At 46.2% G+C, this 18,534-nt stretch carries 10 protein-coding genes; 1 reads left to right on the plus strand and 9 read right to left on the minus strand.

Annotated elements, in window-relative coordinates; all coding sequences use genetic code 11:
• Positions 1–718 (minus strand): superoxide dismutase (locus AC2215_RS07925; protein WP_486809431.1); only part of this gene is annotated, 718 nt, incomplete at its 3' end.
• Positions 719–1,076: 358 nt separating this feature from the next.
• Here AC2215_RS07925 and AC2215_RS07930 point away from each other — a divergent pair.
• Positions 1,077–2,636, plus strand: coding sequence for a glycosyltransferase (locus AC2215_RS07930; RefSeq protein WP_486809432.1), 1,560 nt, complete (start codon positions 1,077–1,079; stop codon positions 2,634–2,636).
• Positions 2,637–2,709: 73 nt separating this feature from the next.
• Here the strand turns inward: AC2215_RS07930 and AC2215_RS07935 are convergent, their stop codons facing one another.
• From AC2215_RS07935 to AC2215_RS07970, 8 genes are all read right to left on the minus strand, one after another.
• Complete coding sequence (locus AC2215_RS07935; protein WP_486809433.1) at positions 2,710–3,468, minus strand: class I SAM-dependent methyltransferase; 759 nt, start codon at positions 3,466–3,468, stop codon at positions 2,710–2,712.
• A 116-nt stretch (positions 3,469–3,584) separates the two neighbouring features.
• On the minus strand, positions 3,585–3,872 hold the full coding sequence (locus tag AC2215_RS07940) for a hypothetical protein (RefSeq protein WP_486809434.1): 288 nt from the start codon (positions 3,870–3,872) through the stop codon (positions 3,585–3,587).
• Positions 3,873–3,956: 84 nt separating this feature from the next.
• Positions 3,957–4,865 (minus strand): class I SAM-dependent methyltransferase, encoded by a 909-nt coding sequence (locus AC2215_RS07945; protein ID WP_486809435.1) that lies wholly within the window; start codon positions 4,863–4,865, stop codon positions 3,957–3,959.
• 55 nt (positions 4,866–4,920) lie between these two features.
• Complete coding sequence (locus tag AC2215_RS07950) at positions 4,921–5,844, minus strand: class I SAM-dependent methyltransferase (protein ID WP_486809436.1); 924 nt, start codon at positions 5,842–5,844, stop codon at positions 4,921–4,923.
• Positions 5,845–5,904: 60 nt separating this feature from the next.
• On the minus strand, positions 5,905–6,900 hold the full coding sequence (locus AC2215_RS07955) for a glycosyltransferase (RefSeq protein WP_486809437.1): 996 nt from the start codon (positions 6,898–6,900) through the stop codon (positions 5,905–5,907).
• Between the two features lie 26 nt (positions 6,901–6,926).
• Complete coding sequence (locus AC2215_RS07960) at positions 6,927–10,649, minus strand: tetratricopeptide repeat protein (protein ID WP_486809438.1); 3,723 nt, start codon at positions 10,647–10,649, stop codon at positions 6,927–6,929.
• A 428-nt stretch (positions 10,650–11,077) separates the two neighbouring features.
• Complete coding sequence (locus AC2215_RS07965; RefSeq protein ID WP_486809439.1) at positions 11,078–16,234, minus strand: tetratricopeptide repeat protein; 5,157 nt, start codon at positions 16,232–16,234, stop codon at positions 11,078–11,080.
• A 49-nt stretch (positions 16,235–16,283) separates the two neighbouring features.
• A complete protein-coding gene (locus AC2215_RS07970) occupies positions 16,284–17,567 on the minus strand; it encodes a calcium-binding protein (protein ID WP_486809440.1) in 1,284 nt (427 codons plus the stop codon).
• Positions 17,568–18,534 lie beyond the last annotated feature (967 nt).

Genomic DNA, 18,534 nt, shown 5'->3' on the forward strand with positions numbered 1-18,534 from the left:
ACGCGAGTGCGGCTTGGTAGCGTCGCTCGACCTCATCCCAATTGACCACGTTCCACCACTGCTTGAGGTACTCGCCGCGAGCATTGCGGTAATTGAGATAGTAGGCATGTTCCCAGACATCGTTCCCCATAATCGGAGACATGCCCGCCATAAAAGGACTATCCTGATTGGCCGTTCCGGTCACTTCCAAGTTGCCGTTATTGAGAACCAGCCAGGCCCAACCGCTCCCAAATTGAGATTTGCCCGCATTGTTAAATTGCTCTTGGAAGGCCTCAAAACTACCAAACGTTTCTTGAATCGCTTCGGCGATCGCCCCTGTCGGTTGACCTCCCCCATCGGGACTCATGATTTCCCAAAACATTTTATGGTTGACGTAGCCGCCGCCGTTATTGCGAACCGTGGTTTGAATATCTGCGGGTAAGCTTTCGATTTGTTCGAGCAACTCGATGGCACTTTTCGTTTTCAACTCCGGATATCGATTCACCGCCGCATTTAAGTTGCGGGTGTATCCAGCATGATGTTTGTCGTGGTGGAACCGCATCGTTTCTGCATCGATGTAGGGTTCGAGGGCGTTGTAATCGTAGGGAAGTGGCGGCAAGACAAAGGTTTCATCTTCCTGGGAATCGCTCGGTTGAGCGAAGACACAACTACTGAAGCCTCCGAAGGCGAGGGTACCGATGCCTAGAGTGTATAGAAAGCGACGACGATTGAGAGACATAGCGTTCGAGCGATGTGAATACGTAAGTTCATCATCTCAAAGATTGACGACCGTCGGATCGCATTTTCTCGCGAGGGTGGGGAATGGGGAATGGGGAATGGGGAATGGGGAATGGGGAATGGGGAAGGGAGAATTCGGAATTCAGAAGAAAGAGTGGGGAATGGGGAATGGGGAAGAGAAAAACCTATGCGCGCGCGATCGTGTAAATAAACTGATGACGAAGCGCTATATCTTTCTTCGTCGGCTTCCCTGAGTGGGGCGATCGCTAGCTGAATATTGGGGGAAGAGCGACAATCACCAATTGTTTGGATTGTTTAGACTGATTTTTGCCAACCCGCGCGTTCGGTATTTCTAACGGATGGTCAACATTTTCTACGTCAACTCAGATTGCCCACCCCCTGCGAGTCTGACGCTTTTTGCAGTGCCCAAACCCTTTGAGGGTCACATCGGCACGATTCAGCGCAACGCGATCGCCAGTTGGGCGCAACTCAAACCCCAACCGGAAATTATCTTATTCGGCGATGAAGCGGGTACGGAATCCGTTGCGAGAGAGTTTGGCTTGCGTCATATTCCCCAACTCGATCGCAATGAATACGGCACCCCCCGACTCGATGGTATTTTTGCCCGCGCTCAACTCGAGGCCACTTATCCGATTTTGGGGTATCTCAATGCCGACATTATCCTCACTGATGACTTCACCCAAGCCGCCAGTGCCGTGGCAGGGCAGTTCCCCCAATTTTTGATGCTGGGGCGGCGTTGGGATGCCGATATTACCGAACCTCTGGATTTCTCGCCGAACTGGGATGTGAATCTGGTTCAATGGGTGCGCGAAACTGGAACTCTTGCCACGTACCATGCCAAAGATTACTTTGTCTTCCCCAAGTCTCTCTTTCCCCGGCTGCCCCAGTTTGCGATCGGGCGGGGCTACTGGGATACTTGGATGGTGGAAACAGCCATCGATCGGGGCTATCCCGTCGTCGATGCCAGCTTGGTGGTGAGTGCCATCCACCAAAACCATGCCTACAACCACCTGCGCGGCGGAAAAAAAGCCGCCTACTTCGGTCGAGAAGCCCAGGGTAACAAAGCTGCGGGCAACGTGCGCGAACAAGGAACGATCGCCCATGCAACTTGGCAGCTCAAACCCGATCTCGATCGAGATGCGCCCCAGGTTAGTATCGTTATCGATGGAAGTTCGTCATCCAATCTCGGACGGGCAATTGAGAGCATCCTCAACCAAACGGATGTTCGCTGCGAAGTTCTCATTATCGGCGATCGCATTCAGAATGCCATTGGGAGTCTGCCGATAAGCTCATTGCACTCTCACCCGACTCCGGTGCGCTACGTTCGCCGAGCTCGATCGGGTGTCGTTACCGCATGGAATCAGGGATTGAAAGTCGCGCGGGGTGAATTGATTCTATTTCTCAAACCGGATGGCGTATTTCTTCCCGGAACGCTGGCAAAGCAAGTCGCCTGTTTTGAGACAGAAGCCTCGACTCTGGATGTGCTGTTGAGTGGCTGCGAGTATCCCGATGGCGAGGAGGCGATCGAAGTTGCACCATGGCATCAGATACCGGATTTGGAAGACTTGCACGTTTGGAAACTCGATCGACTCTGGCAGCCGTTAAGCCAAAGCGCAGTCCTGTTCCGTCGCCGACACCTCGCTTTTGCCGGTGGATTCCATCCCCAACTCGATGGAGAATCAGCGATTGTCGAAATGATACTGCGCCTGGTGTTTCTGCGGGGTAGCCGTGCCGCTTGGCTGCCCCAGGTGAGTTGTCGTGCCTCGAGAACACCAACTGCCACCCCCCGCGCGCGACAAATGCAAGCCGTTGTCGATCGACTTTTCGAGCGACCCGAAGTGAAGCCGTGGATGCATCGTTTGAAGGTGAGGGCTGATTTTCTCCGCTCTTCAACCTAAGTCTGGTAGTTGGCTTCAAAGTCATCGTACATCCAGCAATGTCAATCCTTCGTCACAAATTGAGAGAAAGAGTTTATTTTTTTAGAAATTGTGATGATTTTTGATAGAATCGATTTCCCCATATCTTTAAGCCATAATAAGCATCTTCATCTTGTTTTCGAGTATTTAGGTAAAACGATCGAGAATTACGATTAATATCGGTACGATGAAGCTTACACGAAAAATCACCGTCAGCCATATCATCGAGCAGCTCGCTCAATACATACTCTTCCCAAAATTCAAATAACTCTTCTCGAACTAAAATTGCTTTGTTAAAGCCAATTAAAAGTAACTCATATGGAAAGTTTTGCTTGTACCGTAAATAATAATAAGCGGCACGCACTTGAGAGTATACATCACTAAAATCATCAAGAATGGCAATCCCATAATTATCCATATACTCTAAAATTTTAGAGAGTTCGGTATAAACATTATTGAAGTAATGGCTTGCATCATGATGTGTATAGATAATCTTCTTCTCTTTTGCTAGTACCGGAACCAAATCAGTAACAAAGGTCTCTGAGGACTGCTTGTGCCACGTCACACGGGAACTAATTTTCAATAATCGATCGAATTCAAGATAGTCGGACTGCTCTATAGCATGGAGCCAGTTGCCCTCATTAAGGTTTTTAGCCATGAGTGCGGTTGCTCGACCTTTATAGGTGCCAAATTCCATCAATAGACCACTATTATGAAGAGATTGCACTTTTTTTAAAAATGCATTCATTAATGTCAGAGCTTGGGGTGAGGTCATCCCTTCAAACTCCATAGCATCAGCTACATTTGTCAGCATTTTTTACTTCTCCAGATAATTGAATAAATAATTAGAGGTGACTGCTTGCTCAAAATTTATGTGGTTGCCACAAAAAAATTAAACGCGACTTAGCAGTTTATATCGTTTTGTAGCAGTCAAGTGTAGTAACGATTGAAGCAGTATAGTAAACCAACAAAGACTCCTAAAAATACAGGAGTAGCAATACCAAGAATCATCAGAATAGTGATTCCAGAGGTAATCGTTATACCTAAAACTGGTAGATATAGTCCAATTAAAAAAAGAGATACAAACAAAAACTTGCGTTTGTTCCACTTTATTTCCTGACGCAGAGTTTGCGGATCGCTACCGGCAACACTATCGTATTGTGTGAGTCCGGGAACGCCTTCTATACCTCCCGAATTGTTACCCAGTAATTTTGACATCACTCTATTCCAAATTACGAACTCATATAGATAGCCATTGAGTTATCTGTAAAAACAACTCAATAAGCCAACTAAATCAATCCATTACATTTTTCGCCAAACTTTAGGAATTCCATGAATTTGAACTAAATCTTCTAGATAAGGTTCAAATTCCAAGTGGAAGTTATTACGACGAACGGTTTCTTTGATATCGACTTTATTCGGATTGTGACGCTTACCATGGTCTCGAATATAGAGTTGACCCCCTGGAACTAAAATTCGGTGAAATTGTGAAATAACGTAATCTGTCATTTCCGGTCGCAGTTCTCCCAAAACCTGCACGGTCACTATCAGATCTGCAAAATTGTCGGGAATTTCTTCCATCTTCCAAGACGGCAAGTGAAAGACTGTTTTTTGCGGATGTTTTTCAACTTTAAAATCTTCATCGGCAAAGATGTAATCTTTGAAATTCAAGCCAATTAACTGGTAGTATAAGTTTTGAATACAGTAATTTTGGGGAACAGCATCGATACCGATAAAAGTCTGTAAATTCGGATCTTGAGACCACAAGTTTAACTGCCGACCTGAACCAGCACCAAAATCAATTACATTAGCAATTTTATTTTGAGCTAGATTGGCAATAAATTGAGGAAAGAAATAATCTTGAGCGTTATAGATACCGTAGTTAGCAAAGTCGAGTTTCCGTTGGGGTTGTGCAGCTTGAATTTCCGATAAAATTGGGTTGGAAAAGATTGCTCGATCTAAATCAATACTTTTTTGTACCCACGATTTGAAATCACGACTCTCAATTGTATTGGGATAAATTCGGGATGAAGATTGTCCGGCATACCAGTTAAAGAGTTCGATCGCTCCTTCATAACCTTGGCTATTTCCCAACTCAGGATTTAGCTCTTTCCAATACCAAGCCTTTATCCATTCGGGAATATCTTGTTTTTTGCTGTCTTCTTCGAGCTTCGCAATAAATTGGTCTAGGATATTTTTGGATTGAATCATTGTCCTACGTATTACTATGACTTAAAAACTCGATATTATCTGTTTAGTTATTGATTTAATTTACATATGGATTGGGTTTAATATGAGGAACTTCAAAACCACACTCTTGCAAGACTGTTTTGAACTCTGGAGATAAGTCATGCTTAAAAATCGCAAAAATAAGTAACGGATTAATGTGTGGATCGTGACTTTCAACCCATTCATGAACTGCCTTGTCAAAACTCGTTTTTGACTGTTGGAATTTATCCCCATACTTGACCGAGCATTTCATGAGCCTGCCTGCCAATTCCATGGGTTCAGGTCGCGTTTCTTTATTCGCCCATAGCTCGGGAAACTCTTGTTTAAAACAAAGACAATTTAAAATATAATTAACATTTGGTGAATAGCCATAAGCTACGTTAGTAAATCCCAAACAAGCGGCACATTGAATTAATTCTTTTAGAGTAAACTGATATTTATAATTTCCTGAAGCCTCATACTGTTCTTGACCTATTTTATAACAACGATCTCCGTTCGGCTCGATAAGTATTATGCCTTTCCGTGCCACTCTCAACATTTCGTAAATGCACAAATAGGGTCTGGGCAAGTGATGGAGTGATTCTTTAATCAAACAGTAGTCAATCGAGTTATCTGCTAGGGATAGATTTTCAGCATCTTCTTTGGCAAAATCATCAATTAACAACTTTTCTTTAGCCACTTCTAGCATTTCTGTTGCGATATCCGTCCCGATCGCACGATTTCCAAACCGCTTGATGATTTGGGCTTCGTGTCCGCCTTTACCATCCCCAAGGGTAATAAATTCACTCGGTGCAATGTGTTGAAAAAACTTTTGGAGTTGATGTAGTGGATAGTTCCTCGACCAACTATGGGAGTTGTCAATATCTAGATAGGTACAACTCCGATCGTTTTCAACAACCGTTCGATAGGAGTGACTATGGCTGCTTTCTTGTTTGTTCTTTAAGGTCGTGTAGTTATTCATGACTTTTCATTTCGCTCAAAATAAATCGACTACATTATAGAGTTGATCTGGTCTAGTTATTTAAACTCCAAAAATTTTATTAAAATCGGGTTTATACGATTTTCTAAGCTTGTGAAAAAAGTTTTCTTTAAAATAGTCAATCGGATTAACATCAACAACTCCAAAACGATTGAAAATATCTGCAAGCAAATTAATAAACCTAGCTCGGTAGATTTGTGATTGCTCGATGTGCATCTTTCTGATTCGTAGCGGATTACGAGGATATTGCACTAATTCTTCAACCGCTTCTGCAACAGAATCGGGGCTTGGATCGCAAATAATCGAATTGTACTCGTTATACCAAACATCCCGTCCCCCCTTGGATGGTGTAGACACCACTGGAACTCCACATAATAAATATTCACTGGAGGCAAAACAGGTTCCTTCTTCTTCAGATAAAATCAAACCCGAATAAGCTTGATTAATCTTTTCACAAACCTCTTCTGGAGATAGGGGTTTTTCGTTTAAATAATCATACGGGGGAATATCCATAATAGAATTGCCGTGATTATTTCCTGCCACAAGTGCTAAGTGAGAGACTTCAGAGGCGAGCATATGTCTCTTGAAAGCACTACGACGCCCGACATAAATTGCATCGTAAATTTTCTCCCGCTTCAATGGTTGCATTACCAAGTTTTCATCAATCCAGGCATTCTGATTAATCAAATCTCCTTGGAACCCCTTTTCTGCAAAGTTTTGCATTTCAAGTGGGCTGTTATAGAGAAAAAAGAATTGCGATCGATCTAAATCCAGAATGGAAAAAATGGTCGCTGCTTCTTCCGCAAAGAAAGGACTATGGTACCACCCGCAGTAAACGAGAAAGAAATCCGTTTTGCGAAAATGCTCGTGCCATTCAGACATCCAATTCCAATTATGGTGAATATTTTCAATAATGAAAATTCGACACTTAGAACTGGCATAATAAACTCGGAATGGAAAAGCTGGATTCGGCCAAGTATAAGACGGCTTGAAATTTTCTTTACTTAGCGGTTTTTCTTTCGATTTGAGAAAGGACATAATTTGCAACCCTTAGTCTTTAATATTTATTGGAATAGATTATTGACGAAATTAATATTCTCGCTGTTTCGCATTCGGTGATAGAAATTCTGGTGGAAATAGCTAGCTGGCTCGATATCGATGACTCCAAAACGCTTAAATACATCAGCGATGGCTCGAATAAACTTAGCTTTGTGTTCTTGAGCCTTCTCTATATACATTCGGCGAATTTGTTTTGCATCCGGAGGATTTTGTAAAAAACGTTCCACTGCCGAGAAAACGGCATCGGGTGTTGGCTCGCAAATCATCGAGTTATAGTCATCGCACCATATGTCGCGTCCTCCCAGTGAAGGTGTCGTAATGACTGGAATTCCACACAAGAGATATTCACCTAAAGTCGAGCAGGCTCCCTCTTCTGGAGATAAAATTAACCCGCAGTAAGATTGATGCATTTTTTCATATATTTCGTCCCGTGAGAGTTGATGCTGATTGATGTATTGATGTGGCAGGGCTTCAGGAATTACTGTTCCTGGATTCGATAAGCTCACCAGAGCTAACTTAGAAACTCGTTCTGCCAGCTGAGGACGTTTGTATTTTTTGTCAAAATCTACGTAGATGGCATCGTATATTTTCTCTGGGTTGACATTTAGCGTGACGGTCTTTTCATCAATCCAAGCATTTTGGTTAATTACATCGCCCAGAAAACCTTTTTGGGCAAAGTTTTCCATTTCTTGTGGAGAGTTATATAGAAAGAAAAACTGAGTTTTATCCAAATTCAAGATGGAGAAAATAGTTTCGGCTTCCTCGGCAAAGTCAGGGCTTTGATACCAACCGGTCATCACAAAGAAGAAATCCGTTTTCCGAAAACGTTCGTGACATTGAGCCATCCAGTTCCAATTATGTTGGATATTCTCGATGATAAAAATTCGGCATTGAGGGCTATCGTAATATAGCCGAAAGGGAAATTTCGGATTGGGCCAAGTATAAGATGGCTTGAAATTTTCTTTTGTAATGACTTTGGTCGAGGCTTTCTTTTTTGGTGTCGCTGGTAGTAACTTAGAAGTGGTCTCTGACGTCTTAATGACGGTGTTTGAAAGAGCGGGTGTTTCTGGATTTTTCCGAATAGCTTTAATCTCACCTAATGCATATTGGAAAAATAACTGAGCGATATCGTAGACAAAGCAGTCCGGTCCGTACTTACTCCACAATTTTTTGAGTGCATGACGTTTTTTATGGAGTAGTTCGCTATTTTGTTGGATTTGGGCTAATCGCTCTGGAAGTGCTTTGATATCCTCAACTGTTTCCGGACAGATGACCGTTGCTTCGTACCACAGGGTTAAATCTCCAGGGGGTAAATACGTATCAGATAAAATAACCGGAATGACGCCAAAACCGATCGCTTCCCACAGACGAATTGAGTTCGGACCCGATCCCGACGGACAAAGCGCAAAGACACTTTGCTGCATCACTTGTTTAAATTCTTCCGATGCAGATCGATCGACTAACGTGTCAGATTCTTTCGCTTTTTTAAGAATTTGACCATCGTAGACAATCTTGTTGTAATGCCATCGCTCTCGTGCGACAATCGTGCCGCGATCGTCTCCAGAAAGATAATCAATTATTTTATTTCTTAAATCAGTCATGTACGATTTTGTCGCACGAGCACCGACAAATGAGTACAAATATTTTTTCTCGATATCGGTTGCTTGAACATCCATCGCCTGCACGGGATATAACGGGAACGGATGCAAGGAAATATTGGGATAAGTGGGTAAAACCTGCTGCTCTTTGATGGTATGCGACCAAAAAATGTCAGTAATTCCCACCTCATCAAAAAGACTCTCAAACTCTAACATCCGTACATGTTGACAAACGGTGATGACTCTTTGATATTTTTTGAGTTCCTTTTGAAAATCAAATAATTTTTCTCTTAATCTTTCTGCTTCTTCTAGGTCTTGACCATGCAGTGACTTATCGATGAGTGTAGCCCAAGGAAAAGCAAAATAGATAACGTTGGTTTGATAATGGTCTCCAGTCAAAAATCTCTTTGCCATTTCATAGGCATGTTTTTCTGTGATGGCAGGATATTGCCAATCTGAGTCAAATGCCAGAATATTTTTTTTGATTTTATCTTTGGGTGTTTCTTCCTGATGAGTCTCCGAGTTTTTGGCAGGGTTTTGTTGGCTGATTTTTAAAGAGTCCCAAGTCTTATTAATTTGAACTCCAGTTACATTCGATGAATTTAAAGTCCAAAAGTCGATTTTAATTTTCGAGGGTTCGTCAATCAAAACGCTGGGATAAACCCATGCCGTTCCACCCACAATACTCGTATCGCCGTATTTACTATAAGCTCTCAATTGACTTTCTTGAACGTGTACGGTTTTAATCTGATGGCAGGGATTATAAACTCGAGTACCATGAATTGTGAATAAGTACGCAATTTTATTGTCGCAGCGCGGAACCCCCAAAGAAAAATTCAAAGACTTTTTCAATGATTCGGTAAACTGATATTGACTCGAAATTGCCCAAACATCTTGCGACCAATGAGGATTTTGATGTAATTTTTGACGATCGCCTTCTTTGTCATAGCGACTGAGTGCTACGAATGCTTGTGAATTATTCGCAAATATTTCTTTAAGATTGAGGATTGAATCATCGAAGTAAATATCCGTATTCGCCAAAATTGAAAGAATATTATCGTCTCTTTCTTGGGTCAGTTCTACCCAGTCCAGATAGGTCGGTCTTTCGAGTAGGTTGACGATTTCAATTTTTGGGCTTTTCACCTCTGGAACGTGATCGTCATCGATGATTAACACAATTTTATCGATGGCATCGCATTGAATATTCTTTTTGAGACAATAGATTAATTCTTCTTGTCTAATAGCATGCTTGGCTTTATAATAGGCAGTAAAAAGAATAATTTTGGGTTGTTTTAAAATCATTTTTTTGTGATTCTGACTGATTTCTCGATCTTCTCGATCGATTTCTAGATTCTCGCTCCCCTCTGGTGTTCTGTATTGAAGCGTTTCGAGCTGTTTGACTTTTTCTAAAGCTTCACTGAGATTTTGATAAACGGAAACGTTAATATTCGGCTCTAACTCGATCGCCTTTTCGTAGGACTCGATCGCCTCAGACCAACGTTCTTGATGACATAAAACATCGCCAAGATAACTGTAAGCCCAAACTAAAGAAGAATCGAGTTCGAGCGCCTGACGATAGCTCGCTTCTGCCTCTTGCCAATGTTCTTGATGTTGTTGTGCTTCGGCTAAATTATAATGAGACCACGCAAAATTTGGATTGAGTTCGAGCGCCTTTTTATAAGCCGTACTTGCCTCTTCCCAACGTTCTAAATCTCGTAGCACATCTCCTAAATTATTATGAGACCAAGAAAACCCTGGCTCAAATTCGATCGCTTTCTCATAAGCGGAAATCGCCTCTTCCAAGCGCCCCTGTTTTTGGAGCAAGTCTCCTAAATCATGATGCGCCTTCCCTAGGTTTGGCTGTTGTTCGATCGCCTTTTGATAGCATTCGATCGCCTCAACATTTTTTCCATTTCGAACTAACGCAGCTGCCAAACTCAAATAGACTTCACTACGAGCTTCAATTTGTAATGCTTGACGATAAGACGCGATCGCTTTTTCCCATTGTTCTTGTTTGGCGAAGACCTGACCCAAATGATAGTGAGACTGAGCGAGCCGAGGTTGTAAAATTATTTGAGCGTCTTGAGACGTTAAACGAGCGACCTTGCCATTATGATTTACATCAAGCATTACTTCTTCTAAGCTCCAATCTCTGGGGATGAATCAGTCTTAAAAATCTGTCCTATTACTGAGTACGAGGATGAGTAGAAAAATCGGGAAGATTTTCGGATATTTTTTGTAAAACAAAACCCGATTTTTTGTTTGTAAGGATTCAGTGGGTTACAATATCTCCCTCCCTTCTCCCTTAAGAAGGGGGAAGCCATAGGAAGCGTCGCTGTGTATTGATTCGGGAAGCCAGAGGAAACTGCGCTTTTTTTTCGGGATTTGTTCTAGTGCAGCGCGGCAGAAATAACAAGCTCGTCCTCAACCGCTGAAAGCTATGTAGAGTAAGAATTTTTCATTTTTCATTTTGCGTGCATCGCGAGCGGTGTCGGTCCCCGTCCCGTTCAACTTTTCAAGACGGATTTTTAATGACCCGTAGCGGCACTAGTTTGTCCCTAACCCTTAGATACACGATTGGCGTTTAGACAATCTCCAGCAATTTGCGTCGCTTTGCCGTAAGCATCCGCCGCTTCTTTTAACTTGCCCTGAGCTTGAAAAATATCGCCGATTTTATGATGAATTTCCCAGATAGACGGATCGAAATTCAGGGCCGTGCGATAAGATTTCATCGCTTGTTCTAAGTTGCCTTGAATCACCCAAATATCACCTAAGCGATCGTGTCCTCGGGCCAGTTTCGGGGCCATGCGAACGATGCGCTGATAAATCGTTCCCGCCTGTTGCCATTGCTGTTGCTCGAAATATCGATCGCCGACATTCAAATAGGATTTCGCCAATTTAGGTTGTACGACGAGCGCTTTTTGATAGTGTCGATCGGCTTCTTCTAAATTGCCCAGTCCGATGAAAGCCTCCCCAGCAATTTCATAGGCATTCCAGGCTTTCGGCTGGATTTGAATTGCCCGTTCGCATAACCCGATCGCCTCCTGAAAATTGCCGTCTCGGCATTGAGTTTGAGCCTGTTGCAGCATCTGGTCGATCGACGGTTTCTCAGCGGCAATGGGTTTTGCAATCGGTTTCGCAATCGGTTTCGGAACGCTTGGGGCAACCGTTTGTTGCTCTGGTTCCGGCTCGCGATGGAGGCACTGGCAGTTCTCTTGCTCGTGGGGTTGACTCAACGCCTTCGCGAGTACCGAAGGTTCTGCCGGGATGGGAGCATCTTTGGGTTCTCGATTCACCCGATCGGTCGCGATCGCGTTCTTCTCGAGACGATCGTCCCCTCGAGGCGTTACCCCGGCAGGCTCGCTCTCTTCTGAATCTGGATAGCCCGCAGGCATCAACGAATTTATTTCCGGAGGATTGCTCTGAGGCTGATGGCGGCGTTCGGGTAGCACCGGAACGGATGTCTTTGCTCCAAGTCCTGGGGTGTCGATCTCCTCGAGATTGCGGTTGCGGCGATTGAGCGATTCCTCAAAAGCCGCTTCTAAATGGTCGTAGATAGTTTTAGCCACCGCAGGATGGGCGTTCATCGCTTCCCGATAGCACTCGATCGCCCGATCGAGTTCCCGATGCTGCAGTAAGATATCCCCCATACCCATGTGTCCTTGGGCCACGGTTTGCGGGGTAAACGCAGCCGGTGTCAGCTGAGGCATCGATGGAAGTGAGGTCTCGTCAAGAACCTCCAGGGAACTGTTGTCCGCAGCTTCTTCCTTTTCCTTGTGCGCTAATGCATCTTGAATTGCGGTTTCGAGATTTCGATACACCGCATCCGTCATTTGGGGCGTGGCATCGATGGCGTTGCGGTAACACCGAATTGCCCGATGGACTTCCTGATGTTGGAGCAACACGTTCGCCAAGTCGAGATATTCTTCCGTCAAAGGGCGATTCCCTCGGATGCTGCGAGCATTGGATAGATCGCCACCGGCATTGAGAGGTCGGCCCGAGCCGAGAATCAGACCGAGCTGCGTACCGACGACCTTACCCATGCTCGAGAGCCATTTCCCCAACCCGGAGGATGTCTGCACCGGATCGATCTGAGGCGGTCGATTGGGGGTTTCCTCGGCCGTAGAGACGGGTAAAGCCGGGGTAGCCTGGGAAAGAAGATCCGTTGCTCGAACCGTTGCTGCAGGGGGGTTCCCAGAGGTCGCCTCGGAAGTCTCGCCCGAGAATAACTCCCATGAGACTGGCTCGGTGGAAGTAGCCTGGGAAATGAGATCTGCTGCTCGAACCGTTGCTGCTGAGGAGTTGGCAGAGGTCGCCTCGGGAGCCTCCCCCGAGAATAATTCCGATGTAACTTCCTCAGTAGAAGCCGAGTGAGTCAATCCCAATTTCACCGCCATCCGATAGTATTGGGTCGCTTCCACAAACCGCCCCTGACGAGTTAAGGCTTCTGCGAGATTTTGGTGCGCCCCGAATAGCCCAGAATTGCGATCGAGAGCGCGACGGTAACAGGAAATGGCTTGGGTTAACTGATTTTGCTGCAAGAGGGTATTTCCCAAATTCAAATGTTCTTCCGCGCGACCGAGTTTCGGATCTAATTCGTAGGCGCGATACAAACAATCCGCGGCCGATCGCGGATTGCCCACCTTCAGCCAAACTTTCGATAAATGATGGTACGCCCCCGCAAAATTTGGTCGCATTTCGATCGCTTTTTGGTAGTATTCGATCGCCGGCTTCCACTGTTGCTGCTGAAACAAGACATTGCCGATATTGGCATAGGCTTCGGCATACAGGGGCTGAATTTTAATGGCTTTCTCGTACCAGCATTTTGCCTCTTCGAGCTGACCGTTGGCGCGCAAGGCATTGCCCAACACTTTATAGGCTGAGGCTAACTTCGGATCGGCTTCAATCGCTTTTTGACTGACCTCGATCGCCTCGACGAGTTTCTTTTGGGCGAGAAGGGTTTCGGCTTGTTTTTGATAGTCAACAGCTGATGGATTGGGTTTCGATGTTGAGGGAGAAGAAGATAATTTATTCTGGCGGCGATTCTCCGTTTGAGACGCTGCACGCTCGGATCGATCGGCAGGCGGATTCGAGGATTTGAGTTTCGGAGAAGAGAGGGTTTGCATAATACCAAGTTGCTTGATTTTTTTCTTCAGGAGACGAGGCTCTAAGTAGATATCTTCTGCGAGGGGACTTGGATACATTAAATCTCGCAAAAAACGGCTCGGAAATAATTCCCCAACGATGTAGTAATGTTGTAAATTTAGATGCTGGCTGAGGGCTCTATAATAATGACGAAAATAATTCGGTGAGGTTAACTCAATAATTTTCGTATTGGGTTGACAAAAAATAATATTCGTTAACCCACTGCCATGAGGTGCAACGATTACCTTGGCATGATGAAATAAGAGGATTTGTTCGAAAAATGACATCGTTTCCAACGCCACGGAAACAAAACCCGCTTCCTGAAGCTGTTCTATCGCCTTATTTTCATTAAAAAGATGGCGATATTTCGCGCGGGCGCGACTAATATAAATTCGCTCGGGAAATTGGCGCTTCGTCTGTTGACATTGCGAGAGTGCCGCCGGCAAAAACCTCTGCCTCAGAAAGTCGATCGCCCACGCAGGAGGCCAACCTAAATGTCCCGAAAAAGCGGGAACGATTAGCTGTTTCGCCCGAATGTGAGGATGGCGATCGCTTTCAAGAATTTTTTCTGGGGGAATCCCCAGTTGCGCGAGGGTTTCTTTCTGAAAAGGATGTTGGTTTTGATTGACGAGAAACCCATCAATGTGATTCCAATCGATACCACTGCGACGCAACAACTCGAGCCGAGGGAGAACGTCAACCATCCAGTGAAAATAGACATTTCCCGACAGTCCCACCAGGGAAACCACCGTGCCATCAATATATTCGATGGGAGGAAGTTCTTGTTGGGTAAAAATCCGGTGCTGGGGTCGTTCTTCGATGTCGCAACCGGGGAGTCGATCGGGATATTCCCGAGAAATATCCTCTAATAAATACCCATCCGGAGAAATCACGGCGATCGCCTCGCACACTTGCCACCAATTTTGTTGGGGCATACTCCAAATTCGACCCTCGGGAATCACCGAAACGAAGGCCTCTAACTCGGGAAATTCCACCGGTTGAGGATGGCGACACTCGTAAATTCCCTCTCCTTGATGGGTCAGCTCGAAATCATTAAAAATTCTTTTGAGACATCGATCGCAATTCAACCCCTGGCAGTTTTGCTGGGTGACCCCAGGCTGAGTTCGCGGTTCCCGAAGCGGCTCCAAAAATGGTGCGAGGGTGCAAGCCGGAGCGATTCCCGAACCGAGATCGATATAATCTCCCTGACGAGTTGCCCGCCACCAATCGCGAGCGGCAGTATAAACCCCCTGCAGCGAAAGTGTTACGGTAACGGAAGAGGTGTCGGTGAGTTGGGGATTTCCCTCGGGATTTGGCTCGGGATTTCGAGCGGGATTTCGCCCTCGACTGGCAATCGTCACCCCTCGAAACAGCCATCTCGCTTCCACCGACTGCGGTAACATCGCGCAAAATGCCAGCCACCAACAGCGCCATCGAGAGACCGCCTGAATTTCCGCCACCTGTCGAGCGTGACGGGCCGCCCCATATTCATCTCCCAATGCCAATCGAGTGCGACTCAGAGACTCGTGAACCCGGGTCAGCCGCTCGCAAAGCTCCAGAACCTCCGATTCCGGTTGCAAAGCCATTAAAAATTCCCCACAGGCCGCTTTCGCGCGCTCTAGGTCATTCTCGGGAACTCGTTGGCTCGCCTGGCGAGCGTACCCTGCAAGCCAATGGGGTTGCCGTTCCAGGAGAGCCGATAAAGCGGCAAAAGCTTCTCCAAACTCCCCACAGGCGACAGACGAACGAGCGCAATCGTCATAAGCCGCTAGGCGAGTCGGATCGAGTTCGATCGCCTTTTTAAAGGATTCGATCGCCTCTGGGTGTTGGTTTTGCTGTTGGAGAGCCTGCCCCAGGTTGTAGTGAAATAGCCCGTTTTCCGGCTCCAAAGCGATCGCCTGACGGTATGCCGCGATCGCTTCCTCGAGATTGCCGCGAACGAACCCGAGTTGACCCAAATTGTTGTGGAGTGCGGCGGAATCGGGAGAGATTTCCCGGGCTTCTCGGTAAATTGCCAAAGCGCGCTCGAACTCTCTCAACGCCACGAAAATACACCCGAGATTGTTGTAGGCGTTGGCGTAGTCTGGATTTTCCCGATCGCCGGCACGGCAGTAATCGATAACCTGTTGGTAGCGACGAGCGGCTCCTTTGAGTTGACCGCGATCGTGCAGCACCATTGCCAGTTGGTAGAGCGCCCGAATACAATCGGGTTCGATGGCGAGCGCCCGTTTGTAGCTTTGCGTTGCCCGGTCTAAATATTCGAGTCGGTAATAGCAGTTCCCCAGGCGCAACCAGATTTCCAAATCCTGGGGAGATAGATGCACTCCCCATCGGTACTGGCGAATGGCTTCTCGGTCTTTTCCCTGGCTCTCGTACAGCTCCCCCAGAGCCGCGCGAGCCTCGACGCACTCTGGCTGACGCTGAAGAATTTTCCGATACGTGGAAATGGCCCCATCGACTTCACCGCGAGCGCTCAACTGGCGAGCCAATGCCATATCTTTTGCCACCCAGTTGGCAAGAGGGTGACCTACGGACGATATCGGACTATCGGTAGCACTGCTAACTTTCATCACGAGTTACAAACCCCTTCATCAATCGCAATCTAAAACAGACCCACCCCTAGAAACTATCGAGATCGTTCTCGTCGAGACCGTCCGGCGTCGGGTCGAGTTTCAAAATATCCACCTCATCCCCAGCCGCAGCCGTGGGATTGTAGTACACTAGACCCGCGCTGGCATCGTAGACGATCGCTGCCGTCTGATTGCCCAACTCGGCTGGGTCGTTAATCTGAGTAAATTCCGCCCGTAGCGTGTCACCCAAGGCAGGGAAGATGCGGCTATCGAAGGCAATGACATCCTCGTTCGGGTTGAAGTCGGTCAAGGTATCGACACCCAAGATGCGATTGTCTTGGGTCACCGGAGATGGGTTATTCCCAAAGAACTCGAAGCGGAACGTATCCTCTCCTTCGCCACCCATAAGCAGGTCGTCGCCTTTATCTCCAAAAATCAGATCGTTACCAGCGCCGCCACTGACCGTGTCGTTATCTCGACCGCCATGAATCGTGTCGTCACCCGGTCCGCCAAAGACCATGTCGAGACCTTGACCGCCCGCGACAAAGTCGTTGCCTTTATCCCCGTAAACCGAGTCGTTACCGGCATTACCAAGGACAACATCATTGCCTTGACCGCCAAAAGCAAAGTCATCGCCATCTCCTCCCTGAACGAAGTCGGCACCTTGGTTCCCAAAAATAGTATCGTTTCCGTTATCCCCAGAAACAAAGTCGTTTCCTTCACCACCCACCACCACATCTTCATCTTCACCGCCATAGAGTGTATCGTCACCGGTGCCGCCGTCTAAAGTATCTCGACCTTGATTGCCGAATACGACATCCGCACCCGGTCCGCCGAGCATCGAATCGTAACCCCGACCGGCAATTAGCGTGTCGTCACCTTCCGCACCATCGACTTGTCCCCCGAGAGCAAAGGCGAGTTCCTGGCGAGCGGCAATCAACTCCCATGGATATACACCGTTGGTTTGATAAACTTGGATGGCGCTATCAATTTGACCGATGGCATTCGCCGTCGCCTCGGGAACATCTGCCGGCTCGGCATCGGCCACCTCTGCAATTGCCGTTTGAACGCGATTAAAGGCATCAAGAGCCGCTGGATTATCTGGTGGCAGGATACCTGTGGTTGAGAGATTTGCAGCATTCTGAATATTGGTGGCAAACTCTTCCTCTGATTGGAGATTGAGAACGATTCTATCTGCATTTGAGGTACCATTCACCCTCAGCGGTTCAACGACTCCTTGACTGGGAACGATGGAAAAACCTCCCGTCCCGACAATCGTCGTCACGGTAAAATCTCGGGGTGGAGAAAGAGAACTCTCAAGAACTTGTGACATTTTTGTGCTCCTCAACAGGAATAACCAATACCGAGAGAATCGCTCGCACTCACCGTAAACGTTCTGATACGATGAGCCTTCTTGTTTTGCTTGCATTTGGCTCCAAAATGATGCCTTAGACGAGCCAATATTTGCAATCGAGAACGAGTTCTCTTCTTCAGTTTTTGAATGAAATTTGGTAGAGCACGAGTTGGTAGAGCACTCGCCCATCTCAACCTACAATCGATGGTAGTTATCCGAACGATTGTCAGATCTTACGAGCGTAAATTATTTTTAAATGCTTAAATCTAAATCTGTATATACAGACGAAACCTTACATCAACTTATGTAAGTTTGAGAACTTTTAACCCTGACGGGCAACTGGCGCGAAAGTTCCGAAGATACAACAGATGGATTATAGTGCAATTTAACCCGAAGTGGCAATTGCTTACTATTAAGTACGATGTATTTCCACAGTGGTCCGGAAGATTGGCCAATTCTAGAAAACATTCTCAAATTGTTGTATAGTATACATTATATCGCTCGTCTTCACATTTTCACCTCGCGCTGCAGTGCTGAGCCCATAGCCGTTCGGACCCATGAATTGGGAGGCACTCAGTCCCTTAAAAATGTTACGAACCCAACCCAAATGGGTCATGCAAAAGTGGTCTCCAATTGAGTATCAATCGCCCCCTGCCCTTAGCGATCGCGACGATATCCGATAAAAGATTTTGGCATTCGATCGGACGCACTTAAAATATTACTTTAAACTCAAACTCTAATGGAACTAAATCAATTTTTGAACGTCAATTTTGGATAACCTGCATGATTTCGATCGTTCTCCCCCAGCAACGTCTGCTTCCCCCTCTCCCCTCGATCGCCCTCGCGATGCCCTAATGTGACTGCATACGGCTATCAAACGACTGCAGATCGCGATATATAGCAGTCCCCATTCGAGTTATGGGTAAGCGCAGAGGGTAATGAAACG

Source organism: Zarconia sp. (assembly GCF_057467645.1).